Below are 25177 nucleotides of genomic sequence, written 5' to 3'. Positions count from 1 at the left end.
GCGACAGCAGTGCGAGAAAGGACGAAGCCTTATGCAGAGACTTGAATCGCTGGCTGCACTGGCTGCGTGTGTGTGCCTGTGCGCGGCGCTTGCCGGATGCGCGCAGGAGCCGGTTGTCCCAGAGGAAAATCCGGTCCCGCAGGAGGCGGCCGAGCTGCATCCCGACCTCAAGGAGGCCGAACCTGCCAAGGCCCCGCTCCACCAGGGCAAGGACGAGATCACCGTGCTCGTGCTCAACGGCTGCGGCATCGAGGGCGCCGCCGAGGAAGCCGCCGGGAAGATCCGCGCGCTCGGCTTCGAGAACGTGACGGTCGATAACGCGACGTCATGGAACAATCCTCAGAACAGGGTGTCGTACCACCACGAGGAGCATCGCGCGGAGGTGGACGAAGTCGCGGCGTTGTTCGACTCGCTTCCACCCTTCGATCCCTATTGCTACGAAGACGCTAATAGCGGCGGCTGGAGCATGGATTACGACATCCTCGTCATGGTGGGCTGATCGTCAGCTACGGACGATGCGGTCAACTATTCTCAGGGACAAGAGAACCGTCAGCGTGAAGCGTCACTGCTGTCGCCGCGCGGACGCGCGCAACCGGTGCGGAGGGGCCTTCGCGAATTCGCGGGCTTGCAGTCACATTTTGGCCGCTCTGAAGCTTTTCGGCGGCAGGTAGGGTGCTTTGTGCAATTCGCGACCTGCGCAAACGCGCCGAGGAAGGTCGTCTGGCTGCCGGAATCGGGCTCCGAGCGCACGAAAAGGCTTCAGAGCGGCCAAAACGTGACTTCGGGATCCTCTCTTTTCGCACTACGGCGTTGTCAGTCGCGAATAACCCCGTCTACTAGCCTCATGAACGCGTCGGCCATCGCCTCGGGCGATTCCCTCGCAAGGCGGGCCGGCCCGTATGGAAGGGCACGTGCACGCACTGCATGGCCTGCATCGGCGGCTGCCCGGCCGAAGCCATCGAGTACGGCGAGAAGTCGAAGGGCCGCCGCCGCTACTATTTGGAAGAGGACGCAAGCGCCTAGCCGCCCCCGCGAGAGGAGTCCCCATGCGCTTCCCCCACGAGATAACGATAGACCCCGCGCGCTGCATCGGCTGCGGGCGGTGCGTTGACGATTGCCCGGCGAGCAACCTCGCCCTGGAGGGCAAAAAGGCCGCGCCGCTCACGCAGGCCTGCATCATGTGCGCGCACTGCGTGGCCGTCTGCCCGACGAACGCGATTGCCATCAGCGGCTTCGACGAGGAGCCGCGCCCGCTCGACGGCACGGAGGCGCTCGATCCCGCACGCCTGCTCGCGGCCCTCGGCGCCCGCCGTAGCATGCGGCGCTTCGCCGAGGGCCCCGTGTCCGACGAGGCCCTGGCCGACATCGTGGAAGCCGGCCGCCTCACGCCCACGGGAAGCAACGCCCAGGACGTCTCCTTCATCGTGCTGCGCGAGCGCCTCGCGCGCTGCGAGGAGCTGTCCGTGCGCCTGTTCCGCCGCATCCTGCCCCTCGCGCGCCTCGTGGACGCCACGGCCCGGCGCACCGAGATCGGCGACCGCTTCTTTTTCAAGGGCGCGCCGGCTGCGGTTGTAGTGGTGGCGAAAGACCAGGTGAACGGCGCGCTCGCCGCCTCGAACATGGAGCTTGCGGCGCAGGCGCACGGATTGGGCGTGCTCTACAGCGGCTTCTTCGCGATGGCTGCGAGGCTTTCGCCGGCGCTTCGCCGCGAGCTCGGCCTGGCGCGCGGGCAGAAGGTGGTGACCGCCCTCGTCGTGGGCCATCCCGCCGTGAAATACCGCCGCACCGCCCCGAAAGAGCCTGCGGACGTGCGGTTCCTGTGAGGGCGTGCCGCATGCGGCGGTCCCGTGTCCGTTCCGCAATATGTTATCAACAAAGTATCATTTTGCGGTAGCATAAGCGCGAACACGAAAGCCGCCGTTTGAAAGAAGGAACCCATGGCCTCCCTCTACGATCTCACCGTCAAGAACCAGCAGGGCGAGGACGTCGCGCTCGCGGATTACCAGGGGCGCGTGCTGCTCATCGTGAACACCGCCACCGAGTGCGGTTTCACGCCCACGTACGCCCAGCTCGAGGAGCTGTACCGCAGCCTGCACGAGCGCGGCTTCGACGTCCTCGACTTCCCGTGCGACCAGTTCGGCCACCAGGCGCCGGGCACCAATGAGGAGATCGCCCAGTTCTGCACCTCGCGCTTCGGCGTGACGTTCCCGCAGTTCGCCAAGATCGAGGTCAACGGCGAGGGCGCCGACCCGCTGTTCGCCTACCTGCAAAAGCAGAAGGGCTTCGAGGGCTTCGACGAGGGCCACGAGCTCACGCCCATCCTCGAGGACCTGCTCGCGAAGGGCGACCCGGACTACGCCGCAAAGCCCGACATCAAGTGGAATTTCACCAAGTTCCTCGTCGACCGCGAGGGCAACGTCGTGGACCGCTTCGAGCCCACGGCCAGCATCCCCGACGTCGTCGCCCCCGCCGTGGAAGAGCTGCTGTAGCATCCCCGCCTTACGCGCCCCGCGCGGCTGCGAAAGGCGTCGCGCGGGGCGTCAGTCTAGCTCAAGCAGCGCGTCCACTACGGCGTCCACGTCGAGCACGGGCATGACCCCGGGGTCGAACTCCTGCCGGAAGCGGATCTCCAGCGGGGCGTGCTCGATCTCGTCGAGGTTCACGGCGTAGGGCATGCCGCTGAACCGCAGGCCCAGCAAGTGCCCGCTGCCGCGCACGAGCGCCACATGGGCCGCGTCGCCCTCCGCGCCCGCGCCGCCCGCGTCGACGACGGGCGCCAGCTCGTTGCCGCGATGCAGCACGCCGCAGAACTCGCGCGGCAAAAAGGCCAGGGGCTTCACCTTGTCGGCCGCCACCACCTCTTCGATGGATGCGAAGGCGATGGCCATAGGCCCGCTCACGGTGGGGATGACGAGGGCGTTCGCGCGGGCGGCATCTTGCTGGGAGCCGCCGATGAGCTTCTCGATCCAACGTAGACGCTGGTCACGGTCGCGCATGGCCGCCTCCTCCCTTCAGGGCGGCGCCCGCCAGTAGCCGGGCGCTCACCACCGGGCAGGGCTCGCCGTTTTGCAGCAGGGCGTAGCCGATGCAGCCCGCCTCGCGCGCCTCCCGCCTATCGAGCAGCGCCGGCAGCCGGTTCACCGAAAGGCGCTCGTAGCCATCCACGGCGTCCACGACAAGGGCGCGCTTCGCTCCCGGTGCGTCCAGGAGCAGGGAGAACGTGGGGCTTTCGGCCTCGAACGGCGACGAGCCGCCCGGCTCGCCCAGAAGCGCGTAGCGCGCCCCGTCGTCGCCCACGTAAAACGCGCTTGCGGACACCGTCGCGCTCGAGACCGCGTCCGCCTCCCCGCTCGCCGCGCCCGCGCCCGCCCGCTCCACCCGCTCGGGCCGGTACGCCTCGAAGCGCTCGATCTGCTGCGCGGGCAGGGCGAACCGCGTGCCGCCCGCGCGCAGCACGGCCGCTTCCATCACGGTGAACGGCACGGGGAAGCGCAGGGATATCTCCAGGGTGCCCCGCTCGGTGTTGCGCACCTCGCCGCGCCCGCCCGCGTGCTGCAGCAGCGATCCGACCTCGTTGAACTGGGCGAACATGCTGGACGTGTGACTCGTGCCCGCCGTGACGAACCCCGGCAGCAGCAGAAACGCCCCCAGCTCCTCGTCGGTGTAGGTGCTCAGGGGCCGCGCGAGCAGGCCGCGCTCGACCGCCTGCTCGCCGATGGCGCGGGCGTCGAAGGGCCGCCCGTCGTGCTCGATGCGGCAGATCACGTCGGAGCCGTCGCTTTCCAGGCGCAGGCGCACCGTGGCGCGCGGGGGCTTGCCGGCCGCCGTGCGCGTCTCGGGCTTCTCGATGCCGTCGCGCAGGCACGCCCGCATCACCCGCTTGATGACCCCCTCCATCGACGCGAGCACCGACCGGTCGAGCGCCAGGTGCCCGTCGGCTATCTCCAGATCGGCCAGCACGCCGAAGCGGTAGCCGTAGTCGCTCACCAGCGTGCGCAACGACGGCGCGATGCGGTCGAAGGGCTCGATGCGCGAGCGCATCACGGCCGTGCGCAGCCCGTCCACCACCTGCGCGTGCGAGAATACGATGGCGCTGAGCCCGCGGTCGTTCGGCGCGTCGTCCAGATGCGCCCGCAGCGCGCGGTGCACCTCCTCGAACCGTGCGAGCAGGCCCGTGAGCTCGGCACTGCGGCGTCCCAGCTCGTCGGAGTGCGAGAAGGACGAGGGCAGGGCGAAGGCGGTGTCGCCCTCGCCGTCCGCGTCGGCACCGGCGGCCTCGTAGGCGGGGATGGCGTCGGGATCCTCCACGATGGTGCAGCGATCCACGAAGAACGAGCCCTTGATGGCCAGCAGCACCTGCTCGGGCGTGGCCGAGCTGAAGCGGATGAACAGCCCGTGGTCGCGCAAAAACGAGATGGTGGCGGGGTCGCTCTTCACCGTGCGCGGGTGGCACGACACCGCGTCGCACAGAGGCGTGATCCGGCGCACCACCAGCGAGGCGCGCGTGTTCTCCAAGCCGCAGTTCGGCTTGAGCATGACCTGCACGATCAACTCGTCTCGCTCCATGGCCGCCCTCCGCTAGTCCAGAAGGTCGGGCCGTGCGAACACGCAGCGGTTCTTGCCGGTTTCCTTGCCGTGGTACAGCGCGCGGTCGATGAGCGAGAAGTTCTCCGCGAAGCTGAGGGCGGGGTCGTAGGAGCCCAGCCCGAACGTGAGCGTGCACGAGAACTCGCCCGCGCCGTCGTCGATGCGGTAGGCCGCCACCTCCTCGCGCATGCGGTTGCACAGCCGCAGCGCCTCGTGGTCGGGCGAGGCGAACAGCACCGCGAGCAGCTCCTCGCCGCCCCAGCGGATGACCGGATGGCCGCCTGCCAGGTCGTCGAGGATGTCGGCGATGCACGCGATGGCGATGTCGCCGGACTGGTGCCCGCGCACGTCGTTGATGACCTTGAAGTCATCGATGTCGCACAGGGCCAGCACCGTGTTCGTCTCGCGGCTGGCCTCCTCTATCTCGCGTTCGAGGTAGTCGGTGAGGTAGTGGCGGCTGTACAGCCCGGTGAGCTGGTCGCGGAAGGCCAGGCCGCGCATGAGGTCGAGCTGCTTCTTCAGCTCGGCGTTGGCCGCGCGTAGACGCTCCTCCTCGGCGGGCAGGGCGGCCTGAGCGGCGGATTCGGGCGGGCGCTTCGTCACGATGCGCCGCCGTCCGCGCCCGTCGCCGGCGCCTCGAAGGTAAAGCGGTCGATGAGCTTCTTCAGGACGCGGGCCTGCTCGGCCAGCTCCTCGCCGATGGCGGCGCTCTCCTCGGAGGCGGCCGAGTTCTCCTGCACCACGTCGGAAAGGCTGTCCATGCTCTCCTGTATCTGGGAGACGGCCTCGAGCTGCTGGGCAGACGCCTGCGCGATGGCCGACATCATCTCCTTCACGCCCTCGGTGGCCGCCACGGCCCCTTCCATGTTGTCCGACGTGACCTCGATGAGCGCGCTGCCGCTCTCCACGCTGGCGCTCGCGCGCACGGCCAGCTCGTCGGCGGCGCGCGACGCCTCGCTCACCTGGGTGGCAAGGCGGCGTATCTCCTCGGCCACGATGGCGAATCCGCGCCCGGCGTCGCCCGCGCGAGCCGCCTCCACCGAGGCGTTGAGCGCGAGGATGTTCGTTTGGAACGAGATGTCCTCGATGGCGTTGGCCAGCTGCGAGATGTTGCGCGTGCTGGTCTTGATGTCGCCGATCACCTGCACCGTCTTGGCTATCTGGTCGTTGCTGTGCTCCACGGCGGCCAACACGTCGGCCGTGTTCTCGTTGGCCACGAGCACGCTCTCGTTGTTCACCTCCACCACCTGGGTGATGCCCTGCACGTTGGCGGCCAGCTCCTCGATGGCCATGGCCTGCTCGGCCGAGCCCTGCGCGATGGCCTGCGATCCGTCGGACATCTGCGACGACGAGCGCTCCACCTGCTCGGCCGTGTCGCTCAGGCGCTGCACGGTCATGCGCAGCGTGGCGATGGTCTTGTTGAAAGACGCGGCCAGCACGCCCAGCTCGTTGCCCGAGGTCACGGGGATATCGGCCGTGAGGTCGCCGTCGGCCACGCGCTTGGCGGCCTGCTCGATCTCGTGCACCGGCACGGCGATGGCGCGGGTGATGCGCCGCCACATGAAGATGGCCACCGCGACCATGACGAGCCCGATCGCGGCGATGATGAGGGAGGTGACGTTCTCAAGCTCCTTCGAGCGCGCCACGAAGTCGACGGCCTTCTTCTCGGCCGCCGCCACGATGTCGTCGGCGAGATCCATCGTGATGTCCTTCTGAGGAAGGTAGCTCTGGTCGTACAGGCTCTGCGCGCGTTCGAGATCGCCCGCCTCCGCGGCCTCCATGACGTCGTTGCGCAGCGCTATAAGGCTCTCGTTGGCCAGGTTGAACTGGGCGAGCACGTTCTGGTCGGCGACGAAGTACGTGGAGATGGTCTCTTGCTCGGTCTCGCGCTCGGCGGACAGCTGGTCGATGACCACCTTCACCTCAGTGCGTTCGGCGGCGTCCTCGATGTTCACGTACTGGCCCAGGTAGCCCGACATCTCCTCGACATCGTTGCGCAGCGACACGGCGCTCTTCGCCACCTGGTAGGGCCGTTGGTAGAACTCCTCGGTGACGGCCGCGTTCTGATGCACGGCCACGATGGATACGCAGGTGGACACGACGAACAGCACGGCGACGATGACGTAGGACAGCATGAGGATGCTGCTGATGCTCAGGTCTTTTGCGTTTCGCTTCATGGCAGGGTCGCTTCCGGTAGCTTCTGGTAGATGGAGTTGCCGCGGTACGCGAAGAGCGCCCGGTCGCGGACGATCTCGGCGTGGCCGAGGACGAGGTAGCTGGAAAGGGCCAGGTGGCGATGCAGGGTGTCCAGCACCCGCTCGCGCGTGCGGTCCTCGAAGTAGATGATCACGTTGCGGCAGAGGATGAGGTCGTAGGTGCGGGCGAGCGGCGCCGCGTCGCTCAGGTTCGCGTAGGCGAACGCCACGCGCCGGCGCACGGGCTCGGCCACCGCGTAGTCCTTGCCCTCCCGCACGAAGTAGGAGGACAGCCACCGCGGCGGCACCTTCTCGATGCGCGAGGCGGGATACACCGCGCGGCGCGCCTCGGCGAGCGCCGGCTCCGACACGTCGATCCCCGTGATGCGCACCGGCGGGATGTCGCGGCCGCGCGCGTAGTCCTCGACGAGCATCGAGACGGTGTAGCATTCCTCGCCGGTAGAGCAGCCGGCGCACAGGATGTTCCACGTGCGGCGCGGGCGGGCGCGCTCCAGCTCGGGCAGCGCGACGGTGCGCAGGAAGTCGAACTGCCGGCTCTCGCGCAGGAAGTAGGTGTAGTGGGTGGTGACGAGGTCGATGAAGCGGGCGCGGGCGGCGGGGTTCGCGCCCGACTCCATAAGATCGAGGTAGGCCGAGAACGAGGGCATCCCGAGGCGCTCCCGCTCGCGCGAGAGGCGGCATTCCAGCAGCACGCGCTTCGACCGCATGTCCAGCCCGAAGGAGCGGGCCAGATACGTGCAGGCGCGGTCGAACTCCCTGTCGGTCAAATGGTCCACTGCTCGCCGTCTCCGTCGAAATTGCTATGATCGAACCAGCATAACATGACAGGCGGGGAGCCGCCAGATCGAACCGTTTCAGTGGGATTTGGGTAGGCGGGCGCGCGGGGCGCGCGCATCCGTTTGGCGAGGTGGTATGCGCTGCCCGGCCGCTCGCGTCGGAGGGCCGGGCAGCGGTTTCGCGCGGGCCTAGAACGGGTAGGGGTGGGACACGTGCTGGACGCTCGTCCAGTGGGTGCGCGTCATCTCCTCCAGGATCCAGTCGCCGTTGAAGCGGCCGAGGCCCGAGTTCTTCTCGCCGCCGAAGGGCACGTGCTGCTCGTCGGCCACAGTCATGTCGTTCACGTGGGTCATGCCGGCATCGATCTTCAGGGCGAACGCGGTGGCGCGCTCCACGTCGCGGCCGACCACCGCCGAGGACAGGCCGTAATCGCTCATGTTGGCGAACTTGAGCGCCTCGTCCTCGCCGTGCGCCACGATGATGGGCGCGAGCGGGCCGAAGCTCTCCTGCAGGGCGATGTCCCAGGAGGGGTCCACGCCGCCGAACACCACCGGCGGCATGACCAGGCCGTCCGGCTCGCCGCCCAGGAGCACCTCCGCGCCCTGCTCTTCGGCGCGCTTGGCCTTCTGCAGGATGCCGGTGAGCTGGGCCTCGTTGATGATGGGGCCGATGTCGGTTTTCGGGTCGAGCGGGTCGCCGCACACGAGCTTGCTCGCGCGGTCCACGAAGCGCTCGGTGAACTCGTCGGCCAGGCTCGCGTCCACGATGATGCGGTTCGTGCTCATGCAGATCTGCCCCTGGTGCAAAAAGCGCCCGATGATGGCGATGTCCACGGCCAGCTGGAGGTCGGCGTCGTCGAGCACCACCAGCGGGCAGTTGCCGCCCAGCTCCAGCGCCACGCGCTTGAGCAGTTTGCCGCCGGTCGTTTTCGCGCCGATGCCGCGGCCCACCTCGGTGGACCCGGTGAACGAGATGAGCTTGGGCGTGGGGTGCTCCACGAAGTAGTCGCCTATCTCGCTGCCGCGCCCGATGAGCACCGACAGCAGCCCCTCGGGCAGGCCAGCCTCCTCGTAGATCTTCGCCAGCAGGATGCCGCCGGTGACGGGCGTGTCGCTGGCGGGCTTCAGCACCACGGCGTTTCCGCAGGCCAGCGCCGTGGCAACCGAGCGGTTCGACAGGTTCATGGGGAAGTTCCACGGGCTGATGACGCCCACCACGCCCAGCGGCTGGCGGTACACGCGGTTCTCCTTGTGCGGCGTGTCGGACAGGAAGATGTCGCCGTGCATGCGGTAGGGGAAGCTGGCCGCCTCCTCGGTGATGTTGCGCGAGGCGCCCACCTCGAACTCGGCCTTGGCGCGGATGCTGCCCGACTCGCGCTGCACCCAGTCGATGAGCTCGTCGTGGCGCGCGTCGAAGATGTCCACGGCGCGGCGCAGCACGGCGGCTCGCTCGGCGGGCAGGGTGGCGGCCCACTCGCGCTGGGCCTTTTCGGCGGCGGCGTAGGCCTCGTCCACGTCGGCGCGGTTGGCCAGCACGTGGGTGGCCAGGACGTCCTGGTTGTAGGGGTTCACGTCCTGGGCGGTCTCGCCGCTTGCGCCGTCGCGCCAGGCACCGGCGATGTAGAGCTTGTCCAGGTTGTCGTAGGGCTTGGGAGGGGTGGGGGCGGTGGTCATGGGAGGATCTCCGTTTCTCGCGAGGGGCACGAGCCGACAGCCCGCCGCCTGCGAGGACGCGCAGGGCGGGCCCGGCGATTCCCCCAGTATAGAAGCCCCGCGCCGGATGGCCGTCCGGCGCGGCAAACGGTTGCCGCGCCGTCAAACAGCGAGCGCCGAGCGGCCTCAGCGCCCAGCCAGGCGGTAGCGCGCACGAAAGCTTTTCCGCTCAGACATCCAGCGGCATGTTCGAATGCCCCTGCCCATTGCGTGTCAAAGGGATAGGCAAAACTTGGCAAACTTGGCAAACTTGGCAAACTTGGCAAACTTGGCAAACTTGGCAAACTTGGCAAACAAATCCGTTTCCCAAGTTTGAATCGCGCCGTTTGCCTTCTGGGGCGTCATGGCCGACAATGGCAGGCGACGGAAAACGGCGGGTGAGACGGAAGAGGTAGGCGCATGGGATTCGGAACCGCGGGTTTGGCGTGCACGGGGGACAGCGCGCTGCCGTTCATCATCGCGGGCGTGGTGGTGGTCGCGGTCATCGTGCTGGTGATCGCGTTCGTGCTCATGCGGCGCAACCGCTAGGAGCCTCGACGTGCCTGCATCGGGAAAGCTCGTCGTGTGCCCCACGCCGCTCGGCAACCTGGGCGACATGACCGCGCGCGCCCTCGAGGCGCTGCGCGCGGCCGACGTCGTGTGCGCGGAGGACACGCGCGTGACGGGCAGGCTGCTGGCCGCGTACGGCATCGAGAAGCGGCTCGAGCGCTTGGACGAGGCGCTCATCGGCGAGCGCGCGTCGGTCCTGGTGGAGCGCGTGGCGGCCGGCGAGGTGATCGCGTACTGCTCGGATGCCGGCATGCCCGGCGTGTCCGACCCGGGCCTGCGACTCGTGCGCGCGGCCCGCGAGGCGGGCGCGCCGGTGGAGGTGCTGCCCGGCCCTACGGCTGCGGCCACGGCCTACGTGGCCAGCGGCTGCGACAACCCGCGCTTCTACTTCGGCGGCTTCTTCCCGCGCAAGGACGCCGAGCGCCGCACCGCCTTGGCTCCCCTGCGCGCGCTCGACGCGGCCCTCATCTTCTATGAGAGCCCGAACCGCCTGGCAAGCGCCCTGGAAGTGCTCGCCGACGAGCTGCCGCATCGCGAGGCCGCCGTGTGCCGCGAGCTCACGAAGCTGCACGAGGAGGTGGTGCGCGGCCCGCTGCCCGAGGTGCGTGACGAGTTCGCCGCGCGGGCGGCTGCGGGCGGGCGCGGCATCAAGGGCGAGATCGTCATCGTGGTGGACGGCCCGAGCGCCGCCGAGGGAGCCGCCGCCGAGCACCACGCCGAGGTCTCTGCCCGCGCCCGCGCCGCCGAGCTCAAGGCCCAGGGCATGCGCAACAAGGACATCGCCCGCGCCGTCGCCGAGGAGTTCGGCATCGCGCGCAACGTCGCGTACGGCATCGCGCTCGAGGCGTGAGGCGGCGCATGTCGCACGCGGCCGCAACCACCTCGATGGCGCGCCCGTTCGCGCGCTACGTCTCGCTCAACGTGCTGGGCATGGCGGGCGTGTCCGCCTACATCCTGGCCGACACGTTCTTCATCGCAAACGGCGTGGGGCCGGACGGCCTCGCCGCGCTCAACTTCGCCATCGTGGCCTATACGGTCATGCAGGCCACGGGGCTCATGCTGGGCATCGGCGGCGCCACGGAGTTCCAGGTGCACGCCGCCCGCGGCGATCGGGCCGCGGCGAACCGGGCGTTCACCACGTCGCTTCTGCTGGCGGCTGCAGCGGCCGTGCTGTTCGTGGCGGCGATGGGCGCGTTCGCGGGCCCCTTCTCCCAGGCGCTCGGCGCGCAGGGCCCCACGCTGCCGCTCACGGAGACGTACCTGCGCACCATCTTCTCGTACGCGCCGTTGTTCCTGCTCAACAACGTCCTTCTGCCCTTCGTGCGCAACGACGGCAGCCCGCAGCTGTCCATGGCGGCCATGCTGGTGGGCAGCTTCGGCAACATCCTTCTGGACTGGCTGTTCATCTTCGGGTTCGGCTGGGGCATGTTCGGCGCGGCGTTCGCCACGGGGCTCGCCCCGCTCATGAGCATGGCGGTGCTGTCCGTCCACTTCCTGCGCCGGCGCGCCACGTTTCGCCCCGTGCGCCTGCGCCCGTCCGCGCGGCTCGCGGGGCACGTGTGCGCTCTCGGGTTCTCGTCGTTCATCGTGGAGGTGTCCGGCGGGTTCGTGCTGCTCGTGCTCAATCTCATCATCCTCGCGTTCGAGGGCACCATCGGCGTGGCGGCCTACGGGGTGGTGGCGAACTTCGCGTTCGTGGCGAACGCCCTGTTCGTGGGCATCGCGCAGGGCATCCAGCCGCTGGCAAGCAACGCGTACGCGCGCGGCAGCGCCCGCGACGTGCGCGCCGTGCTGCGCCTGGCGCTCGCGACGTCGCTCGTCATCGCGGCCGTGGCGTACGTGGCGGTGGCCCTCGCTGCCGAGCCGCTTGCGCTCGCGTTCAACCGCGACAACGACCCGCAGCTCACCGCGCTCGCCGTGGACGGCATGCGCGTGTACTTCCTCGGGTATTTCTTCGCGGGCGCGAACATCGTGGCCGCGGCGTTCTTCAGCGCGGTGGAGAAGCCGGGGCGGGGCCTGGCCATCTCCATCGTGCGCGGGCTTCCGGCCATGCTCTCGTTCGCCGTTTTGTTGGCAGCGCTGTTCGGCATGGCGGGCGTGTGGGCGACGTTCCCGGCGGCGGAGGCGGCCACGTTCGTGCTGACGGCGCTGCTCATCGTGCGGTTCGTGCGCGGGCAGGGGGCACGGGCATGAGCGCGCGGCAGGCGGGTGCGCCGGTGGAGCTCGAGGTGGACGGCCTGACGGTGCGCCTCGTGCGCAAGCGCGTGAAGAACCTCAACCTGCGGGTGCGTCGCGGCGGGGGCCTCGTGGAGGTGTCGGCGCCGACGCGCGTGCGCGTGGCTGACGTGGAGCGGTTCGTGCGCGAGAAGCGCCCGTGGATCGAAGCGAAGCTCGCGCAGGTCGCCGCGTCGCCCGCTGCTGCAGCCGCCGAGGCCGCGCCGGAGGAGGTGGCCGCGTGGCGCGCCGTGGTGGAGGCGTGCGTGCCGGCGCTCGTGGAGGCGTGGGAGCCCATCATGGGCGTGAAGGCGGGCAAGCTGGCGTACCGCAACATGACCAGCCGCTGGGGCAGCTGCCAGCCGGCCACGGGGCGCATCTGCATCAACGTGCGCCTCGCGCTCTACCCGCCCGAATGCCTGGAGTACGTGGTGGTGCACGAGCTCTGCCACCTGCTGGAACGCGGCCACGGCCCCCGATTCAAGGCCCTCATGGACGCCTTCATGCCCGACTGGCGCGAGCGCCGAGCGAAATTGCGGTAATTATCCCGCTAGGCGTATCTTTCCCCCAGGCTCATACTGGAGTCGCTTCATCAGAGAGAGAAGGAGAACCCCATGCCCGTACCGGTTATGATTGGAGCGCTGCTTGCGACGACGGCGCTCGTGCTGTATGTCATCGGCATTCTGATGACGGTAATTACAGGGAAGGTGAAGAGGCGCAACGTCATCATGCAGACCGCGGCGGTCGTATGCGACGCGATCGCGACGATCTGCATGATGATCCAGGCCGGCAACATCATCCCGGCCGACTTCCACGGATGGATCGGCTACTCGGCGCTCACGCTGATGGTGATCGACCTCGTGTTCGTCATACGCCACCGCAAGGACGGGAGGGCCTCCGGCGCGATGCGCGTGTACGCGGCGGTCGCGCTCGTGTTCTGGATTGTGTCGTACTCGCTCGGCTTCGTAAAGATGGGCTGATCAAGCGGCGTTTTCGATGAACTGGGCGATGGCGTCTGCGGCCTGCTCCTGCTGCTCGTCGGCGGAGACGGCCGCTTCGCCGTCGCCCTCCTGCGGGCCGTAGTCGCCGAAGCCCGCGTGGTTGCCGCCCTCGATGACGACGGTCTCCGCGTCGGCGGGCAGCTTCACGGCGCCCTCGGCCAGCTTGTCGCGGTTGAGCACCTGGTCGTTGGAGCCGTAGACGACGATGGCGCCCAGGTCGGTGGCGGAAAGGTCGCTCGCCGAGTAGGCTCCCAGCAGCACGACGCCCCCGAGCGCGTCGTCGTCCGCGTGGTTGGCCGCGTACTGGGCCGCCATGGAGCCGCCGAGCGAGTGGCCCCCCACCCACCATATTCCCACCTGGGGATACGCCGCTCGAACGCGGTCGGCGGCGTCGATGCCGAAGAATGCGAAGTTGAACGGCATCTCCACCACCACGGCCAGGTAGCCGCGCTCGGCCAGGTCGCGCATGAGCGGCGCGTACGCGCTGTACTCCACCTTCGCGCCCGGGTAGAGCACGATGCCCGTGCGCGCGGACGCGTCGCCGAACGCCAGGTAGCCGTCGCCTTGCGCCACAGGCAGCGCCGCGGTCGAGGCCAGGCTTTCGCGCGCTGTGTCATCGGCGTGATAGTAGTCGCTCGCATACACGGCGAACGCGGCCGCGCCGGCGAACACGACGACGGCGATGATCGCAAGGGCCAACGCGAGCCGTCGCAGCCATCGCCTGCGCGGCCGGGGAGTGTCGTTTCGGGAATCCATGGGGCACATGATAGCAGAGCCGTGCTCCCGCAACCCCTCCTTGTATTCGCATCGTAGCCTTGTAATCCATGGCGATGCCAAGTATACTTATCACAACGACAAGTAAACTTGTCACCACAGGCGTACGAATGTTTCACGTGAAACATTCGTACAGCAAAGCGGACGGGAGGTGCGCACATGGACAAGAACGAGATCCTGGAGAAGAGCCGCAAGGACAACGGGCTGGTGGACGAGCGCTTCAAACTGCTTGAACAGCGCAAAGGACTCATCACGATGAGTGCGGCGGCGGTGGCGTTCATCCTTCTGTATATGTGGGAACTTTTCCATGGGCGGAACACCGATGGCCTGTACGCCGTGTTCTTCACGGGCCTTTCGACGATGATGTTCTGCCAGGCATATCAGTTGCGCATGAAAAGCCTGCTCTTCTTCGGGCTGTTCACCGCGAGCTTCGTCGTTCATTCTGCCATCCGGTACGTCCTCGCCACGATGTAGGGGCCTCTCATGATAAAGCTGCCTTTCCTCGGCTTCGACGACGTCCACGACAACGACGGCGAGCTGGAACTCAAGAACCGCCTGAAAGCCGCGCGCGCCGAGGCGGACCTGTCGCAGGCCGAGCTCGCGGGCCTGGTGGGCGTGTCGCGCCAAACCATCTCGTCCATCGAAACGGGCCTGTTCAACCCCACCGCCAAGCTGGCCCTCGTGCTGTGCATCGCGCTCGACAAGAAGTTCGAGGACCTCTTCTACTTCGAGTAAGGCCCCCGCGGCGGGCGGCTTCGCAATCCGAGCATATCGTGCTCGCCGACCGGCTTCAGTCGTACAGTTCGTCTATGCCGACGAGATGGAGATTGGCTTCAAGTTCCGCTCGTCGCATGAGGGGGGCCGAAAAACCCGAGCGAGCAAAGAGAAAACGTTCTACTTCGTCGCTGTGAAGAGAGGCCGCTTTGCAGTCAAGCGATTCCAGCACGCTTTCACCTAAAGGACTGTTTCCGAATTTGCATTCTCCAACGAGGGCCGTTAAGCCTTTTCGGCGCATGCCAGCGGCTTTCGAGAAGCTGGCGACGTCTATCTCCACTTGCTTGTTCCAGTATCGCCCGATTTCGCCGAAGCGCGTTGCCAGCTCTCCCCGTTGGTTCTGCCTACGAAGCCACGTTCGGCAGACGTCCTCGAATGTGAGGGAGGAGAAACTCGTCAGCTCGGGCTCCACATCGAACCGGTATACTCCGTCGACATCGAGCATTTCCAGGTCGGATTTGTTAGGAAATATAAAGGCATACCAGAAGCGAAAGAACGCATCGGCCATGCGATATATGCCGCGAGTGCTCTTTGACGTTTCCTTGGGCGAATCGGCAATCGAGAACTCTCTTTTGATAATGCCGAGCTCGATCAGATTTTTTAAGTAGACGCTGGCTTTTTGCGATGGCACCATCGACCGTGCTGCGATTTCGCCCAGGGCAGAGGCTCCCATGGCGACGGCATGGATGATGCCGTTGTAGACGGCGGTTTCTCGAAGTTCCTGGTGAAGAAGGAACTCTATCTCGCTATAGAGGGTGCAGCCCTTGGTGAGCACCCGTCGCTTGATATTCTCTTCGATGCTAAAACCGTCATCGAATTGGGCGAGATAGTGGGGGATGCCTCCGAGAATAGAGAAGGCTGTCACTTGATCGGCGGGTGAGAAGCGTGGGAAGAATTCGGCTGCGGTGCGGTAGTCCATGGGCTCCATTTTGAGAATGCCCGTCGCGCGTCCGTACAACGGGTTCTTCTCGGCAAGCAGTTCGTTTTCGATAGAGCTCATGGCGCTTCCGCAAAGCACGATCATGAGGTTCTCATTGCGCAGGACGGCGTCCCACAGATTTTGCAGGATGGAAGGGAGTGAGGGATCCGCTTTTACGAGATAGGGAAACTCGTCGATGATGACGAGTTTCCTGCCGTCGCCTGGAAGCGAGGTGACTTCGCTTATCGCGTCGTGCCATGTGTCGAATCGGCTCAGGTATTTTCCCGCAGGGGCGCCCGCCTCAAAGAGGCGGCGGGAGAAAAGCGAGAGCTGCTCGGCCCGCGTTGCTTCGGGGGCGGCGAAGAACACGTGCCTTTTGTTTCGAGCGAACTCGAAAAGCGTCTCGGTTTTTCCCACGCGGCGGCGACCGTAAAGAAAGACGAGTTGCGCCTTGGACGACTCGTAGCATTGGTTGAGGAAATCGAGTTCGTGTTGCCGCCCGATGAATCGCATAAGCATCCTTTGACGTTTTGCTGTCGATAATGCTTGAGTATGATTTTCAAATCGCGATTTGTCAAATCGCGATTTGAAAAGGAAACGATTGCCAGGGGCTCTTGCGAAGCCGCTAGTTGCCCGCCTGATGCTGGAAGGGCGGGGTGTCGCGGGTGAGCACGCCGAACGTGTAGCCCTGCGCGCGCAGCCCGTCGATGACGGCCGGGAGGGCCTCCAACGTGGTGCCCTTCGCGTTGGTGTCGTGAGCGAGCACGCATATCCGCTGCATCGATCCGGTGTTGTCGAGGATGTTCGCCACGATGCTCTCGGCGGACAGCGGCGGGTTGGACGCGTCGCCGCTCGACACGTTCCAGTCGAAGTACTGGTAGCCCGCGGCCGGCACGCTCTGCGTGAGCCTGCTCATGATGCCGGAGCTGTAGTTGGCCGACACCGTGTTCGACGTGCCGCCGGGGAATCGCACGATGTCCGACGTGCGCCCGATGCGCGAGGAAACGGCCTCCTGCACGGCGGCGAGGTCGGCGAAGTAGGCGTCGTCGCTGGCGTAGACCTGCGCGTAGTCGTGGCTGTAGGTGTGCAAGCCGATGCCGTGCCCCGCGGCGGCGATGTCCACCACCCGGTCGATCTGCGCGGAGTTGCCCTGGACGAACCACGTGGCCAGCACGCCCTTCTCCTCGAAGACGCGCAGGAACTCCAAGGTGTTGTCGGAGGGTCCGTCGTCCAAGGTGAGGTAGCAGATCTTGGCGGTGGGGTCGCCCTCGGCGATGCGCTGCTCGACGACGACGGCTTCTGCGGCCTCGGGTTTCGGGGCGGCCTCGGACTCGGGCTCCGGCTCGGGCTCCGGCGCGGCTTCGGGTTCAACCTCGAGGGCGGGGTCCTCGATGGCTTCGAGCGAGCCCATGGCCTCCACATCGCTCGCAGGGCGGGCGGCTGCATCGGGCGGCGCGGCTTGCGAGCAGCCGAACAGCGCGGAGGCGGCGAGGGCGCAGCAGAGCGTGGCGACAAGCATGAGCGAGCGCGGTCGGAAGTGCTTCAAGTCGGCTCCTTTTCCAGCTCGTCCACCTCATCGGCAGACGGTGCGGGCGGTTCCTCCCGATAATACCGCACTCCGCGCCCATCACGCACACCAGAAAGGCATCATCCGGCCATCGGCGGCCCCCCGCGCCCGCGTAAATGCAAAGTCGTCGAGTTATGCACCTTTGCGTTGCCGAAAAGGCCCCGAAACTGCAAGGTGCTTGAGTTATGCACCCTTGGGAAGCCCATCTGAAAGAGCACGCATGGGGAGGGCTCAATCTGATCTGCGGTTTCTTGACTGAGTGAACTTAAACCGGCCGCGCAAGAGCCAAAAAAAGGCCTGCGGAAGGGTGCAAAACTCAAGGACATTGCAAAACTCGCGATAGCCGCGCGAGGGGCTCATGCTCCTGTCGGGGCGTCGTCGAGGGCCTGCATCCAGGCTATGTAGGTGTCGGGGTAGTGGGCGCTCAGCGCGGCGGACACGTCCAGGCCGATGAGCGACTGGACGACGCCCACCAACCCGAGCGGGCTGGCCAGATCCTCGGCCGCAGACACGTGCCCGGAGGCGTTCGAGCCGAACGAGTGCAGCGCGGCGAGCGCGTCCAAGTCGCTGCTCAGCGCGAAGCCGGTGTTCTGCCGGTAGGCGGTCTGCACGACGGCGAACGAGTCGTCGAAGCCGTCGCTCGCGACGTCCGGCAGCTCGATGGTAGAGCCGTAGCGGCCGAACCCCCAGGAGGAGAGCGGCAGCTGCGTGACGATGTCCGCCTCGTTCACCACGTTGAAGATGTTGTCGAACGCGGGATCGTGCCGATTGCCAGCGCGCGTGGCGCAGGGCGCGGCGAACGTGTAGGCGAAGATGCCCGAGGAGGGCGCGAGCGCCGCCTCTTGCGCGTCGGGATTGCCGAGGTCGGCGGCCAGCAGGTTCGCGATCGCGCCCCCGCGGCTGTGCCCGGTGATGAGGATGCGCGTGCGGTCGGGGTCGAGGCCCAGCTCGCGCACATAGGCGCGCACGGCGTGCGCCACTTCCTCCTCGGCCGCCTTGAACCCGCGATGGTCGGGCCCGGTTACGCCCTGCCCGAGGATGTTGAAGTTGCTGAGCCACTCGGCACCGTACGTGCCGCGGATGCCCACGAACACGAGCGTTGTCGGCCGGCCGCCGTCCTCCGAGGCGAGCGGCTTGCTGGCAAGCGTGTAGGCGGCCACGTCGGGCGAACCTAGCAGAAGCGAGCTCGCCTCGTCGAGGATGCTGCTGCGCAGCGCGTAGGAGTCGGTACGCACGTTCTCGAACCCGAGCCGCCCCAGCGTCTGCTCGGCGTAGGGCACTGAGCCCGGCACGCCGCTGTAGAACTGCGACTCGGAGTTGCACACCGCCGACAGCACGGCGCAGGCGGTGGCAAGCTCGTGCTGGTAGGCGTGGGAATCGCGAAGCAGCCAGAAGTCGTCGAACGTCAGCTGCGTCGAGGTGCGGCCGGCGGGATTCGCGGGATCGCTCGCGGACACCACCTCGCTGCAGTATTCTGCGACGACGGTGCTGCGCGAAGGGGCGGGCGCTTTCCCATCGGCGGCAGCCGCCTCGGCGCGCGGGATGTCGACGATGCCCGACTCGAAGCCCAGGTAGCGCACCTGGGCCATGAAAAGCCCGACCATCGCGATGCAGGCCAGCAGCGATCCGAGGACCGACATGCATCGCCTGACGGGGTTCGTCTGCACCGGCCCTCCTTCGCCAACGTGTCGGGTGCGTTGCAGCCAGTATACGGCGCGGTGCCCGTTTTCAGGCCTGGTGCGGGAGCACTGCAAGTAAACCATAAGTCTCGTGTAAGGATAACTTAAGGTTTCGCCGCCCGGCAGCCCCGATAAGCGAACGAATGTTTCACGTGAAACATTCGCGGACGCGCGCGGCGGCGCATCGCGGCGGGAAGTTGCGTGCTAAAATAGCTCGGTTATCGCGTTTGCCCATGCGGCCGACGGGGCACCATTCGCCCTGCGGTCCCGATACGTAAGGATGCACCATGTCAAAGGGAACCTACTCGTTCACCACGCCCATCTACTACGTCAACGCCGCCCCGCACCTCGGCACGGCCTACACCACCATCGCCGCCGACACCGTGGCGCGCTACCAGCGCATGAACGGCTACGACGTCGCGTTCGTCACGGGCATGGACGAGCACGGCCAGAAGGTGGCCGACACGGCTGCCGACAAGGGCATGACCCCGCAGGACTGGTGCGACTCCATGGAGCCGGCGTTCCGCGAGGCGTGGGACATGCTCGGCATCACCTACACCGACTTCGTGCGCACCACCGAGCCGCGCCACGCGCGAAGCGTGAAGAAGTTCTGGCAGGATCTCTACGACAAGGGCTGGTGCTACAAAGGCAGCTACGAGGGCTGGTACTGCGTGCACGAGGAAACCTACTACGCCGAGGGCGAGCTGGAGAAGAACGAGGAGGGCCAGCTCGTGTGCCCCGACTGCAAGCGCCCCGTGCAGAAGGCCGGCGGCGAGGAGAACTGGTTCTTCAAGCTCTCCGAGTTCCAAGAGCCGCTGCTGAAATTCTACGACGAGAATCCCGAGTTCATCCGCCCCGAAACGAGGCGCAACGAGATCGTCTCGTTCGTGAAGAGCGGCTTGCACGACCTCTCCATCTCGCGCAGCACGTTCGACTGGGGCGTGCCGCTGCCCTTCGACGAGGGGCACGTGGCCTACGTGTGGGCCGATGCGCTGCTCGCGTATCTCACCGGCATCGGCTACGCCGACGAGGGCGAGCGCGCCGGCGAGTTCGACGCGCGCTGGCCCATGCAGTACCACTTCGTGGGTAAGGACATCACGCGCTTCCACTGCGTCATCTGGCCGGCCATGCTCATGGCGGCGGGGCTGCCCATCACGCACACGGTGTTCGGCCACGGCTTTCTGCTCACCAAGGGCGAGAAGATGTCGAAGTCGAAGGGCAATGCGCTGCGCCCCGCCGACCTCTGCCGCGTGTTCGGCGTGGACGCGTACCGCTACTACTTCATGAGCGACGTGCAATTCGGCTCCGACGGCTCCATCTCCATGGAGCGCATGGTGCAGGTGTACAACGCCGACTTGGCCAACACCTGGGGCAACCTGGTGAGCCGCGTGTTCAACATGACGAAGAAGTACTTCGAGGGCCGCGTGCCCGAGGTGCCGGCCGAGGCGCTGGCCAAGGAGAACCCGCTGCGCGCCATCAGCGACGAGCTGTATGCCGCCTACGACGCCGCTCTGGGTGCCGCCGACTTCACCGGCGCCGCCGCTGCGGTGCAGAAGCTGGCCGGCCGCGTGAACCTCTACGTGGAGGAAAGCGCGCCGTGGAACCTCGCGAAGTCGGAGGAAACGGCGGCTCGTCTGGCCGAGGTCATCTACAACGCCCTCGAGGCCATCCGCATCATCGCTCTGTATATGGCACCGCTCATGCCCAACACGTCGGCCGAGGTGTTCCGCCGCCTGAGCCTGGGCGACGTGTTTGCCGTGACCGACATCGAGGCCGCCACCGCCTGGGGCCAGCTGCCCGCCGGCAACCCGGTGGAGATCGGCGAGCCCCTGTTCCCGCGCCTGGACATGGACGCCATCGACCTCTCGATGGAATAGGGGGCGGGCGATGGCCGACGATCGACGAGTCGAGCAGGTGTTCCACGACGGCCTGTTCCACCGCAGGCGCAAGCACGGCAAGTGGGACACCGTCGACGCGCCCGCACTCGAGGCACCCGTGGCCGATACGCACGCCCATCTGCAGCTTCTGGCCGAGCCGTCGCTCGCGCTCGCGCGCTGCGCCGTGCACCACGTGGACTTCGTCTGCACCATCGTGGACGTGTTCGAGGACGGCTCCACCACGTTCGACCGTTTGAACTCCTGGAAGTTCGAGGCGGCGGCCGATGCGAAGCAGATCGTCGGCTGGAGTTGAAGCGATCCCTTCCCGCGCGTGCCGCGGGTTCGGATCGCCGTGGGGTGCCATCCCCACAACGCGCGGCACTACGGGCCCAGCCTGGAGGCGGAGCTGCTCGAGCGGCTGGCCGACCCGCGCGTGGCGGCGCTCGGCGAGATCGGGCTGGACTACCACTACGACTTCTCGCCGCGCGACGTGCAGCGCGAGGTGTTCCGCCGCCAGGTGCGCCTGGCGAAGGCATGCGGCCTGCCCGTCATCCTGCACGTGCGCGAGGCGCATGACGACGCGCTCGCCATCATGCGCGAGGAGGGCTTCCCCGAGGCGGGCACCCTCCTGCACTGCTTCAACCTGGACTGGGCCACGCTCGAGCCTTGGGTTGAGGCCGGCTGCCACGTGGCCTTCGGCGGGCCGCTCACGTTCAAGAACGCCGACGAGGTGCGCGACGCCGCGGCCCGCGTGCCGGCGGATCGCCTGCTCACCGAGACGGATGCGCCCTACATGACGCCCGAGCCCCTGCGCGGCACCACCTGCGGGCCCGAGCACGTCGTCTTCACGGCGGCTCGTCTGGCCGAGGCGCGCGGCTGCGAGCCGGGGCCCGCGCGCAAGGCGCTGCTCGAACAGCTCATGGATAACGCGCGCGGCCTGCTCGACCGGCCGGCCACGCCGTGGCAGAAGGGCGAGGCGGCGTCGTTCTACGCCGAGGCGTTCGGCGCTTCGGATGCCGCCGAGGCCCGAGGGAAGGAGTGATGGCAATGAACCGCCTGATCATCTGCGGGTCGCCGCGCGCGCGGGGCCGCAGTGCGGGGCTGGCTGAGGCGCTGCGCTTCGCCTGCGAGGACGCCTTCCCCAACGACCGCGTCGACGTCGTGATGCTCTCGGACGTCCGCATCGCGCCCTGCACGGGCTGCGAGGCGTGCGCGGCCAACCTCGGCCGCAACGAGCTGTACTGCGTCATCTCCGACGACATGCTGCGCGTCCGCGCGCTGCTGAACGCCTGCGACGAGCTCCTGCTCGTGTCGCCGGTGTACTTCGCGGGCGCTCCCGCCCAGCTCAAGAGCTTTCTCGACCGGCTTCAGCCCTACTACTACGCCAACTGGCGCGCGAAGCCGAAGCGCCCGGCCAGCCTGTACGTGGTGGGGGAGGGCGGCGATCCGCACGGCTTCGGGCCGCTGGTGGGCGAGGCGCGCTCGGCGCTGTCGGTGGCGGGGTTCGCGCTCGGCGACGTGCACGACTGGGTGGGGCTCATCGGCGCGGACGGCGCGGTGCCGGCGGGCGCCGACCTGTTCCGGGACGGGCGCATCCATCCCGCGTCGGCGTACACGTGCTCGGGGCCGGACGGGACGTTCCCCCGATGAGCAAGCTCTCCCCGCTCGCGAGCGTGTCGGAGACGCGCGCCGTGCTGCAGGCCCACGGCCTTTCGACGAAGTATTCGCTCGGGCAGAACTTCCTCGTGAACGACGGCATCCTGCAGAAGATCGTGGCCTTGGCCGGCCTCGCGCCGGACGACGACGTGCTGGAGGTGGGCCCCGGCATCGGCACGCTCACCATCGCGCTGCTGAAGCACGTGGGGCGCGTGGCGTCGGTGGAGCGCGACCCCGACCTGCCCGCCGTGCTCGCCGAGACGCTCGCGCCGTGGGAGGGCCGGTTCACCCTCATCGAGAAGGACGCGCTCGACCTTGCGGCCGAGGACGTGCCCTTCGCGCCGGCGAAGCTCGTGGCCAACCTGCCCTACGCCGTGGCCGCCACCGTAGTGCTCGATTACTTCGAGCGCTTCGCGTCGCTTGAGTCGGCCACGGTGATGGTGCAGAAAGAGGTGGCCGACCGCATGGCCGCCGAGCCGGGGTCGAAGAACTACGGCGCCTACACGGTGAAGCTGCGCCTGCATGCCCGTCCCGCCGGGCGTTTCGCTGTGGGACCGGGCAACTTCTTCCCGCCGCCGCGCGTGGAGAGCGCCGTGCTGCGCCTGGACCGCCGCCCCGTCTGCGACGATGCGGGCGAGCCGCTCGACGCCGCCGCCGTCAAGGCCGCGGCCACGATGGCCGACGCCGCCTTCGCCACCCGCCGCAAGACCATCGCGAACTCGTGCAAGACCTACTTCGCCGGACGAGGGGAGGAGGGCGTGCGCGCCACCGCCGCGCTCCCGCAGATCTTCGAGGCCGCCGGCATCGACCCCCGCCGCCGCGGCGAGACCCTCGACCTGGCCGAGTTCGTCCGCCTCGCCTGCGCCTACCAGCAGGCCGTGTGAGACGAAGGGACGGGGTAATCGTCTCATCCAGGCGCATCTTCGCTCCAAAAACACGCCTCAGCGCACGAGGCATGTTTTTGGAGCGCGGATTGCGGTGAACGCCTATTCACCCAAGAAGCTTCTTGCGGACGGCCTTGCCCTTGGAGCATTTCGGCTTCGCGAGGGGGCAGTGCTTCTTGCAGCAGGGGCACGTTCGCTCGAGGACGGCCGCCGCTGCCTTCTTCGCCTGCTTCTTTTTCTTCCCCACGGCTGCCACCTGCCTTCGTCCGCTTAAATGTTACATCAATAGTACCATATAAGCATCCGGCCGCTCTGTTCGACCGCCAATCGATTCGGGGAAAGGGCGCGCACGGAGTCCGGCACGTTCCCGCTCGTCAGAATTGTTGTCGAATGAGGGACAATCCGTGCAGATTCTGTAAAGTATTGACCGAGGTGGTATAATCCTTGGCTGTCATTTCTGCACACTGGCACACGCGAGAAAGAGTGAGCATGGATTTAGCGAAACAAGCCAAAATCGTCGACTCCATTCATGATACGTTACACGACTTCGTCGGTCAACGCCTGAAAGTGCGCGCCAACATGGGCCGCTCGAAGATCGTCGAGAGCGAGGGCGTGCTCATGCAGGTGCACCCCCAGCTGTTCATCATGGAGGTCGATCGCAAGCGCGGCCGCACGGCGCGCCAGTCCTACCAGTACGTGGACGTCCTCACCGGCATGGTGGAGCTCTCCCAGAACGGCGAGCCGCTGTTCGAGCCCTTCGTGCCCGAAGCCGACGCCGCGCTCTCCCTGGACGAGGCCGACGAGCTCGACGAGGAGAAGGTGCTCTCCTAAGCCGCAAGGCAGACATGTTCGACCCGCGACGGGCGCTGCGCAAAGCGGCGCCCGTTTCATAAGGGGAAGCGCTGTTCCGCTCCGGCTAGCGGGAGCGGCGAGGAGGGTGCGTCACGCTTCGTGCACGTTCCCGTCCGCGTCCACGAAGTACGCCTTCAGGATGGCGGGATGCGCTCGGGCGAACGCGATGCCGCGCTCGATGCCGAGCGCCACGAGCGTGGTCGAGTAGCCCTCGGCATCGATGGAGCGCCGCGCGACCGCCGTTGCCCCGGCCGCGTCCGTGACGACGGGGAAGCCGGTCGCCGGGTCGAGGATGTGCTGGTAGAGCACGCCGTCGCGCTCGAAGCAGCGCTCGTACACGCCGCTCGTCACAGCCGACGCGTCGCGCACGGCCACCGCCCCCACGATGCCGCCCTTTTCGCGCGGATCCTGCAGCCCGATGCGCCAGGGCGAGCCGTCCGGCTTCGAGCCGCTCGCCATCACGTTGCCGCCCAGGTTCACGATGAACGATTCCAGGCCCTTCGCGCGCATGAGCGCGGTCAGCCGGTCGGCGATCCAGCCCTTCGCGATACCGCCCGCGTCCACGGCCGCCTGCGCGTCGGCGATGCGGGCGAGCCAGCGCGGGCCCGCGGGCGCGCCGGTTTCCTGCCACACCTCGACCTTGCGCCAGTCCACGTGGCGCAGCGCCTCGTCGATGCGCGCCCGATCGGGGATCACTCCTTCGTGGAAGTTCCACAGCCTCACGACGGAGCCCATCGTGATGTCGAAGCGCCCCTCGCTGTCGGCGCAGTAGCGCAGGGCCTCGAGCAGCAGCTCGGCCGTGTCGGCACCGATGGTAACCGGCTGGCCCTCCGCGGCGTTGAGCCGTGCGATATCGGAATGGGGCAGCGTCCGCGAGAGGCTCCGCTCGAAGCTGCGGCAGGCGGTTCGCGCGGCGTCGAACGCGGCGGCGCACCGCTCGGGCTCGCCGAAGGCCTGCAGCGTGATCACGGTGTTGAAGGCGTAGAACAGATGCGTCATCATGCCCGCGTCGTCGGGGCCGCGCGTCTCGCTCACGTCCTCGAGCGGGACCGGATCGTATGAGGAAGGTTCGTCCATGGCCCCAGTATAGGGCATACCGGTCCCGCCCGCGAGGGCGAATAGACGGCGACGGACGCGGG

The 25177-nt window shown here is 67.4% G+C and carries 28 protein-coding genes; 16 read left to right on the top strand and 12 right to left on the bottom strand.

From position 1 onward, the window contains the following. Positions 1-31 precede the first annotated feature (31 nt). The 3 genes from FX134_RS07330 (at position 32) to FX134_RS07315 (ending at position 2489) form a co-directional block, all read left to right on the top strand. Positions 32-499, top strand: coding sequence for a LytR C-terminal domain-containing protein (locus tag FX134_RS07330; protein WP_080799784.1), 468 nt, complete (start codon positions 32-34; stop codon positions 497-499). Between the two features lie 547 nt (positions 500-1046). Next, positions 1047-1823: a nitroreductase family protein gene (locus tag FX134_RS07320; RefSeq protein WP_080799782.1), complete on the top strand. Its 777-nt coding sequence runs from the start codon at positions 1047-1049 to the stop codon at positions 1821-1823. 114 nt (positions 1824-1937) lie between these two features. Beyond that, on the top strand, positions 1938-2489 hold the full coding sequence (locus FX134_RS07315; protein ID WP_080799780.1) for a glutathione peroxidase: 552 nt from the start codon (positions 1938-1940) through the stop codon (positions 2487-2489). A gap of 51 nt (positions 2490-2540) precedes the next feature. Here FX134_RS07315 and FX134_RS07310 read toward each other — a convergent pair whose 3' ends face one another. From FX134_RS07310 to FX134_RS07285, 6 genes are all read right to left on the bottom strand, one after another. Beyond that, positions 2541-2996: a bifunctional autolysin gene (locus tag FX134_RS07310; protein WP_080799777.1), complete on the bottom strand. Its 456-nt coding sequence runs from the start codon at positions 2994-2996 to the stop codon at positions 2541-2543. Continuing rightward, positions 2983-4566, bottom strand: a complete 1584-nt coding sequence (locus FX134_RS07305; protein ID WP_080799774.1) for a chemotaxis protein CheA — start codon at positions 4564-4566, stop codon at positions 2983-2985. Before FX134_RS07305 ends, FX134_RS07310 begins: the two co-directional genes overlap by 14 nt. A gap of 12 nt (positions 4567-4578) precedes the next feature. Then, a complete protein-coding gene (locus FX134_RS07300; RefSeq protein WP_232050869.1) occupies positions 4579-5190 on the bottom strand; it encodes a GGDEF domain-containing protein in 612 nt (203 codons plus the stop codon). Next, on the bottom strand, positions 5187-6764 hold the full coding sequence (locus tag FX134_RS07295; protein WP_080799770.1) for a methyl-accepting chemotaxis protein: 1578 nt from the start codon (positions 6762-6764) through the stop codon (positions 5187-5189). Before FX134_RS07295 ends, FX134_RS07300 begins: the two co-directional genes overlap by 4 nt. Further along, positions 6761-7579: a CheR family methyltransferase gene (locus tag FX134_RS07290; protein ID WP_080799767.1), complete on the bottom strand. Its 819-nt coding sequence runs from the start codon at positions 7577-7579 to the stop codon at positions 6761-6763. Before FX134_RS07290 ends, FX134_RS07295 begins: the two co-directional genes overlap by 4 nt. 189 nt (positions 7580-7768) lie before the next feature. Next, positions 7769-9253, bottom strand: a complete 1485-nt coding sequence (locus FX134_RS07285) for an aldehyde dehydrogenase family protein (protein WP_080799764.1) — start codon at positions 9251-9253, stop codon at positions 7769-7771. Between the two features lie 438 nt (positions 9254-9691). Here FX134_RS07285 and FX134_RS14935 point away from each other — a divergent pair, with 438 nt between their 5' ends. The 5 genes from FX134_RS14935 to FX134_RS07265 all read left to right on the top strand — a co-directional run bounded on the left by FX134_RS14935 (position 9692) and on the right by FX134_RS07265 (position 13035). Beyond that, a complete protein-coding gene (locus FX134_RS14935) occupies positions 9692-9820 on the top strand; it encodes a hypothetical protein (RefSeq protein WP_267900882.1) in 129 nt (42 codons plus the stop codon). A 10-nt stretch (positions 9821-9830) separates the two neighbouring features. Beyond that, on the top strand, positions 9831-10691 hold the full coding sequence (rsmI, locus tag FX134_RS07280; RefSeq protein ID WP_080799762.1) for a 16S rRNA (cytidine(1402)-2'-O)-methyltransferase: 861 nt from the start codon (positions 9831-9833) through the stop codon (positions 10689-10691). A gap of 8 nt (positions 10692-10699) precedes the next feature. Further along, positions 10700-12034: an MATE family efflux transporter gene (locus FX134_RS07275; protein ID WP_080799758.1), complete on the top strand. Its 1335-nt coding sequence runs from the start codon at positions 10700-10702 to the stop codon at positions 12032-12034. Continuing rightward, positions 12031-12597, top strand: a complete 567-nt coding sequence (locus FX134_RS07270) for a M48 family metallopeptidase (RefSeq protein WP_080799752.1) — start codon at positions 12031-12033, stop codon at positions 12595-12597. The genes FX134_RS07275 and FX134_RS07270 overlap by 4 nt, the downstream gene beginning before the upstream one ends. 72 nt (positions 12598-12669) lie before the next feature. Next, entirely contained in the window at positions 12670-13035 is a 366-nt protein-coding gene (locus tag FX134_RS07265; RefSeq protein ID WP_143412159.1) for a hypothetical protein, read from the top strand. Here FX134_RS07265 and FX134_RS07260 read toward each other — a convergent pair whose 3' ends face one another. After that, on the bottom strand, positions 13036-13755 hold the full coding sequence (locus FX134_RS07260; RefSeq protein WP_232050868.1) for an alpha/beta fold hydrolase: 720 nt from the start codon (positions 13753-13755) through the stop codon (positions 13036-13038). A gap of 234 nt (positions 13756-13989) precedes the next feature. On the opposite strand from FX134_RS07260, the gene FX134_RS07255 reads away from it, so the two are divergent. Together FX134_RS07255 and FX134_RS07250 are read left to right on the top strand one after the other, a co-directional pair. Beyond that, positions 13990-14304 carry a DUF6442 family protein gene (locus FX134_RS07255; RefSeq protein ID WP_080799742.1) on the top strand — a complete coding sequence of 105 codons (315 nt, stop codon included), beginning with the start codon at positions 13990-13992 and terminating at the stop codon, positions 14302-14304. Positions 14305-14313: 9 nt separating this feature from the next. Next, complete coding sequence (locus tag FX134_RS07250; protein WP_080799740.1) at positions 14314-14565, top strand: helix-turn-helix transcriptional regulator; 252 nt, start codon at positions 14314-14316, stop codon at positions 14563-14565. A gap of 55 nt (positions 14566-14620) precedes the next feature. Here FX134_RS07250 and FX134_RS07245 read toward each other — a convergent pair whose 3' ends face one another. The 3 genes from FX134_RS07245 to FX134_RS07235 form a co-directional block, all read right to left on the bottom strand. After that, positions 14621-16036 (bottom strand): ATP-binding protein, encoded by a 1416-nt coding sequence (locus FX134_RS07245; protein ID WP_080799736.1) that lies wholly within the window; start codon positions 16034-16036, stop codon positions 14621-14623. A 112-nt stretch (positions 16037-16148) separates the two neighbouring features. Next, positions 16149-17069 carry a polysaccharide deacetylase family protein gene (locus FX134_RS07240; RefSeq protein WP_080799734.1) on the bottom strand — a complete coding sequence of 307 codons (921 nt, stop codon included), beginning with the start codon at positions 17067-17069 and terminating at the stop codon, positions 16149-16151. A gap of 377 nt (positions 17070-17446) precedes the next feature. After that, entirely contained in the window at positions 17447-18757 is a 1311-nt protein-coding gene (locus tag FX134_RS07235; RefSeq protein ID WP_080799731.1) for a lipase family protein, read from the bottom strand. A gap of 299 nt (positions 18758-19056) precedes the next feature. Between FX134_RS07235 and metG the strand changes: the two genes are divergently transcribed. The 5 genes from metG to rsmA are packed head-to-tail and all read left to right on the top strand — an operon-like array spanning position 19057 to position 23186. Beyond that, the gene (gene metG, locus FX134_RS07230; RefSeq protein WP_080799729.1) at positions 19057-20646 is read left to right on the top strand and encodes a methionine--tRNA ligase; all 1590 of its coding nucleotides are present in this window, start codon (positions 19057-19059) and stop codon (positions 20644-20646) included. Positions 20647-20656: 10 nt separating this feature from the next. Further along, entirely contained in the window at positions 20657-20959 is a 303-nt protein-coding gene (locus FX134_RS07225) for a nitrate ABC transporter substrate-binding protein (protein WP_080799725.1), read from the top strand. Positions 20960-20977: 18 nt separating this feature from the next. Continuing rightward, complete coding sequence (locus FX134_RS07220) at positions 20978-21688, top strand: TatD family hydrolase (protein WP_080799722.1); 711 nt, start codon at positions 20978-20980, stop codon at positions 21686-21688. A 5-nt stretch (positions 21689-21693) separates the two neighbouring features. Further along, positions 21694-22296: a flavodoxin family protein gene (locus FX134_RS07215; RefSeq protein ID WP_080799719.1), complete on the top strand. Its 603-nt coding sequence runs from the start codon at positions 21694-21696 to the stop codon at positions 22294-22296. Further along, the gene (rsmA, locus tag FX134_RS07210; RefSeq protein ID WP_080799716.1) at positions 22293-23186 is read left to right on the top strand and encodes a 16S rRNA (adenine(1518)-N(6)/adenine(1519)-N(6))-dimethyltransferase RsmA; all 894 of its coding nucleotides are present in this window, start codon (positions 22293-22295) and stop codon (positions 23184-23186) included. The genes FX134_RS07215 and rsmA overlap by 4 nt, the downstream gene beginning before the upstream one ends. 106 nt (positions 23187-23292) lie before the next feature. Here the strand turns inward: rsmA and FX134_RS14560 are convergent, their stop codons facing one another. Then, a complete protein-coding gene (locus FX134_RS14560) occupies positions 23293-23433 on the bottom strand; it encodes a hypothetical protein (protein WP_172623315.1) in 141 nt (46 codons plus the stop codon). 242 nt (positions 23434-23675) lie between these two features. Between FX134_RS14560 and FX134_RS07205 the strand changes: the two genes are divergently transcribed. Then, positions 23676-24017, top strand: a complete 342-nt coding sequence (locus FX134_RS07205; protein ID WP_080799713.1) for a Veg family protein — start codon at positions 23676-23678, stop codon at positions 24015-24017. Between the two features lie 111 nt (positions 24018-24128). Here FX134_RS07205 and FX134_RS07200 read toward each other — a convergent pair whose 3' ends face one another. Next, positions 24129-25133, bottom strand: a complete 1005-nt coding sequence (locus FX134_RS07200) for an FAD:protein FMN transferase (RefSeq protein ID WP_232050867.1) — start codon at positions 25131-25133, stop codon at positions 24129-24131. Positions 25134-25177 lie beyond the last annotated feature (44 nt).

It is taken from the genome of Arabiibacter massiliensis, assembly GCF_902386925.1.
Taxonomy (GTDB): Bacteria; Actinomycetota; Coriobacteriia; order Coriobacteriales; family Eggerthellaceae; genus Arabiibacter; species Arabiibacter massiliensis.
Note: the sequence above shows the minus strand (reverse complement) of the source record. Positions and strands in the feature narration are given on the sequence as shown.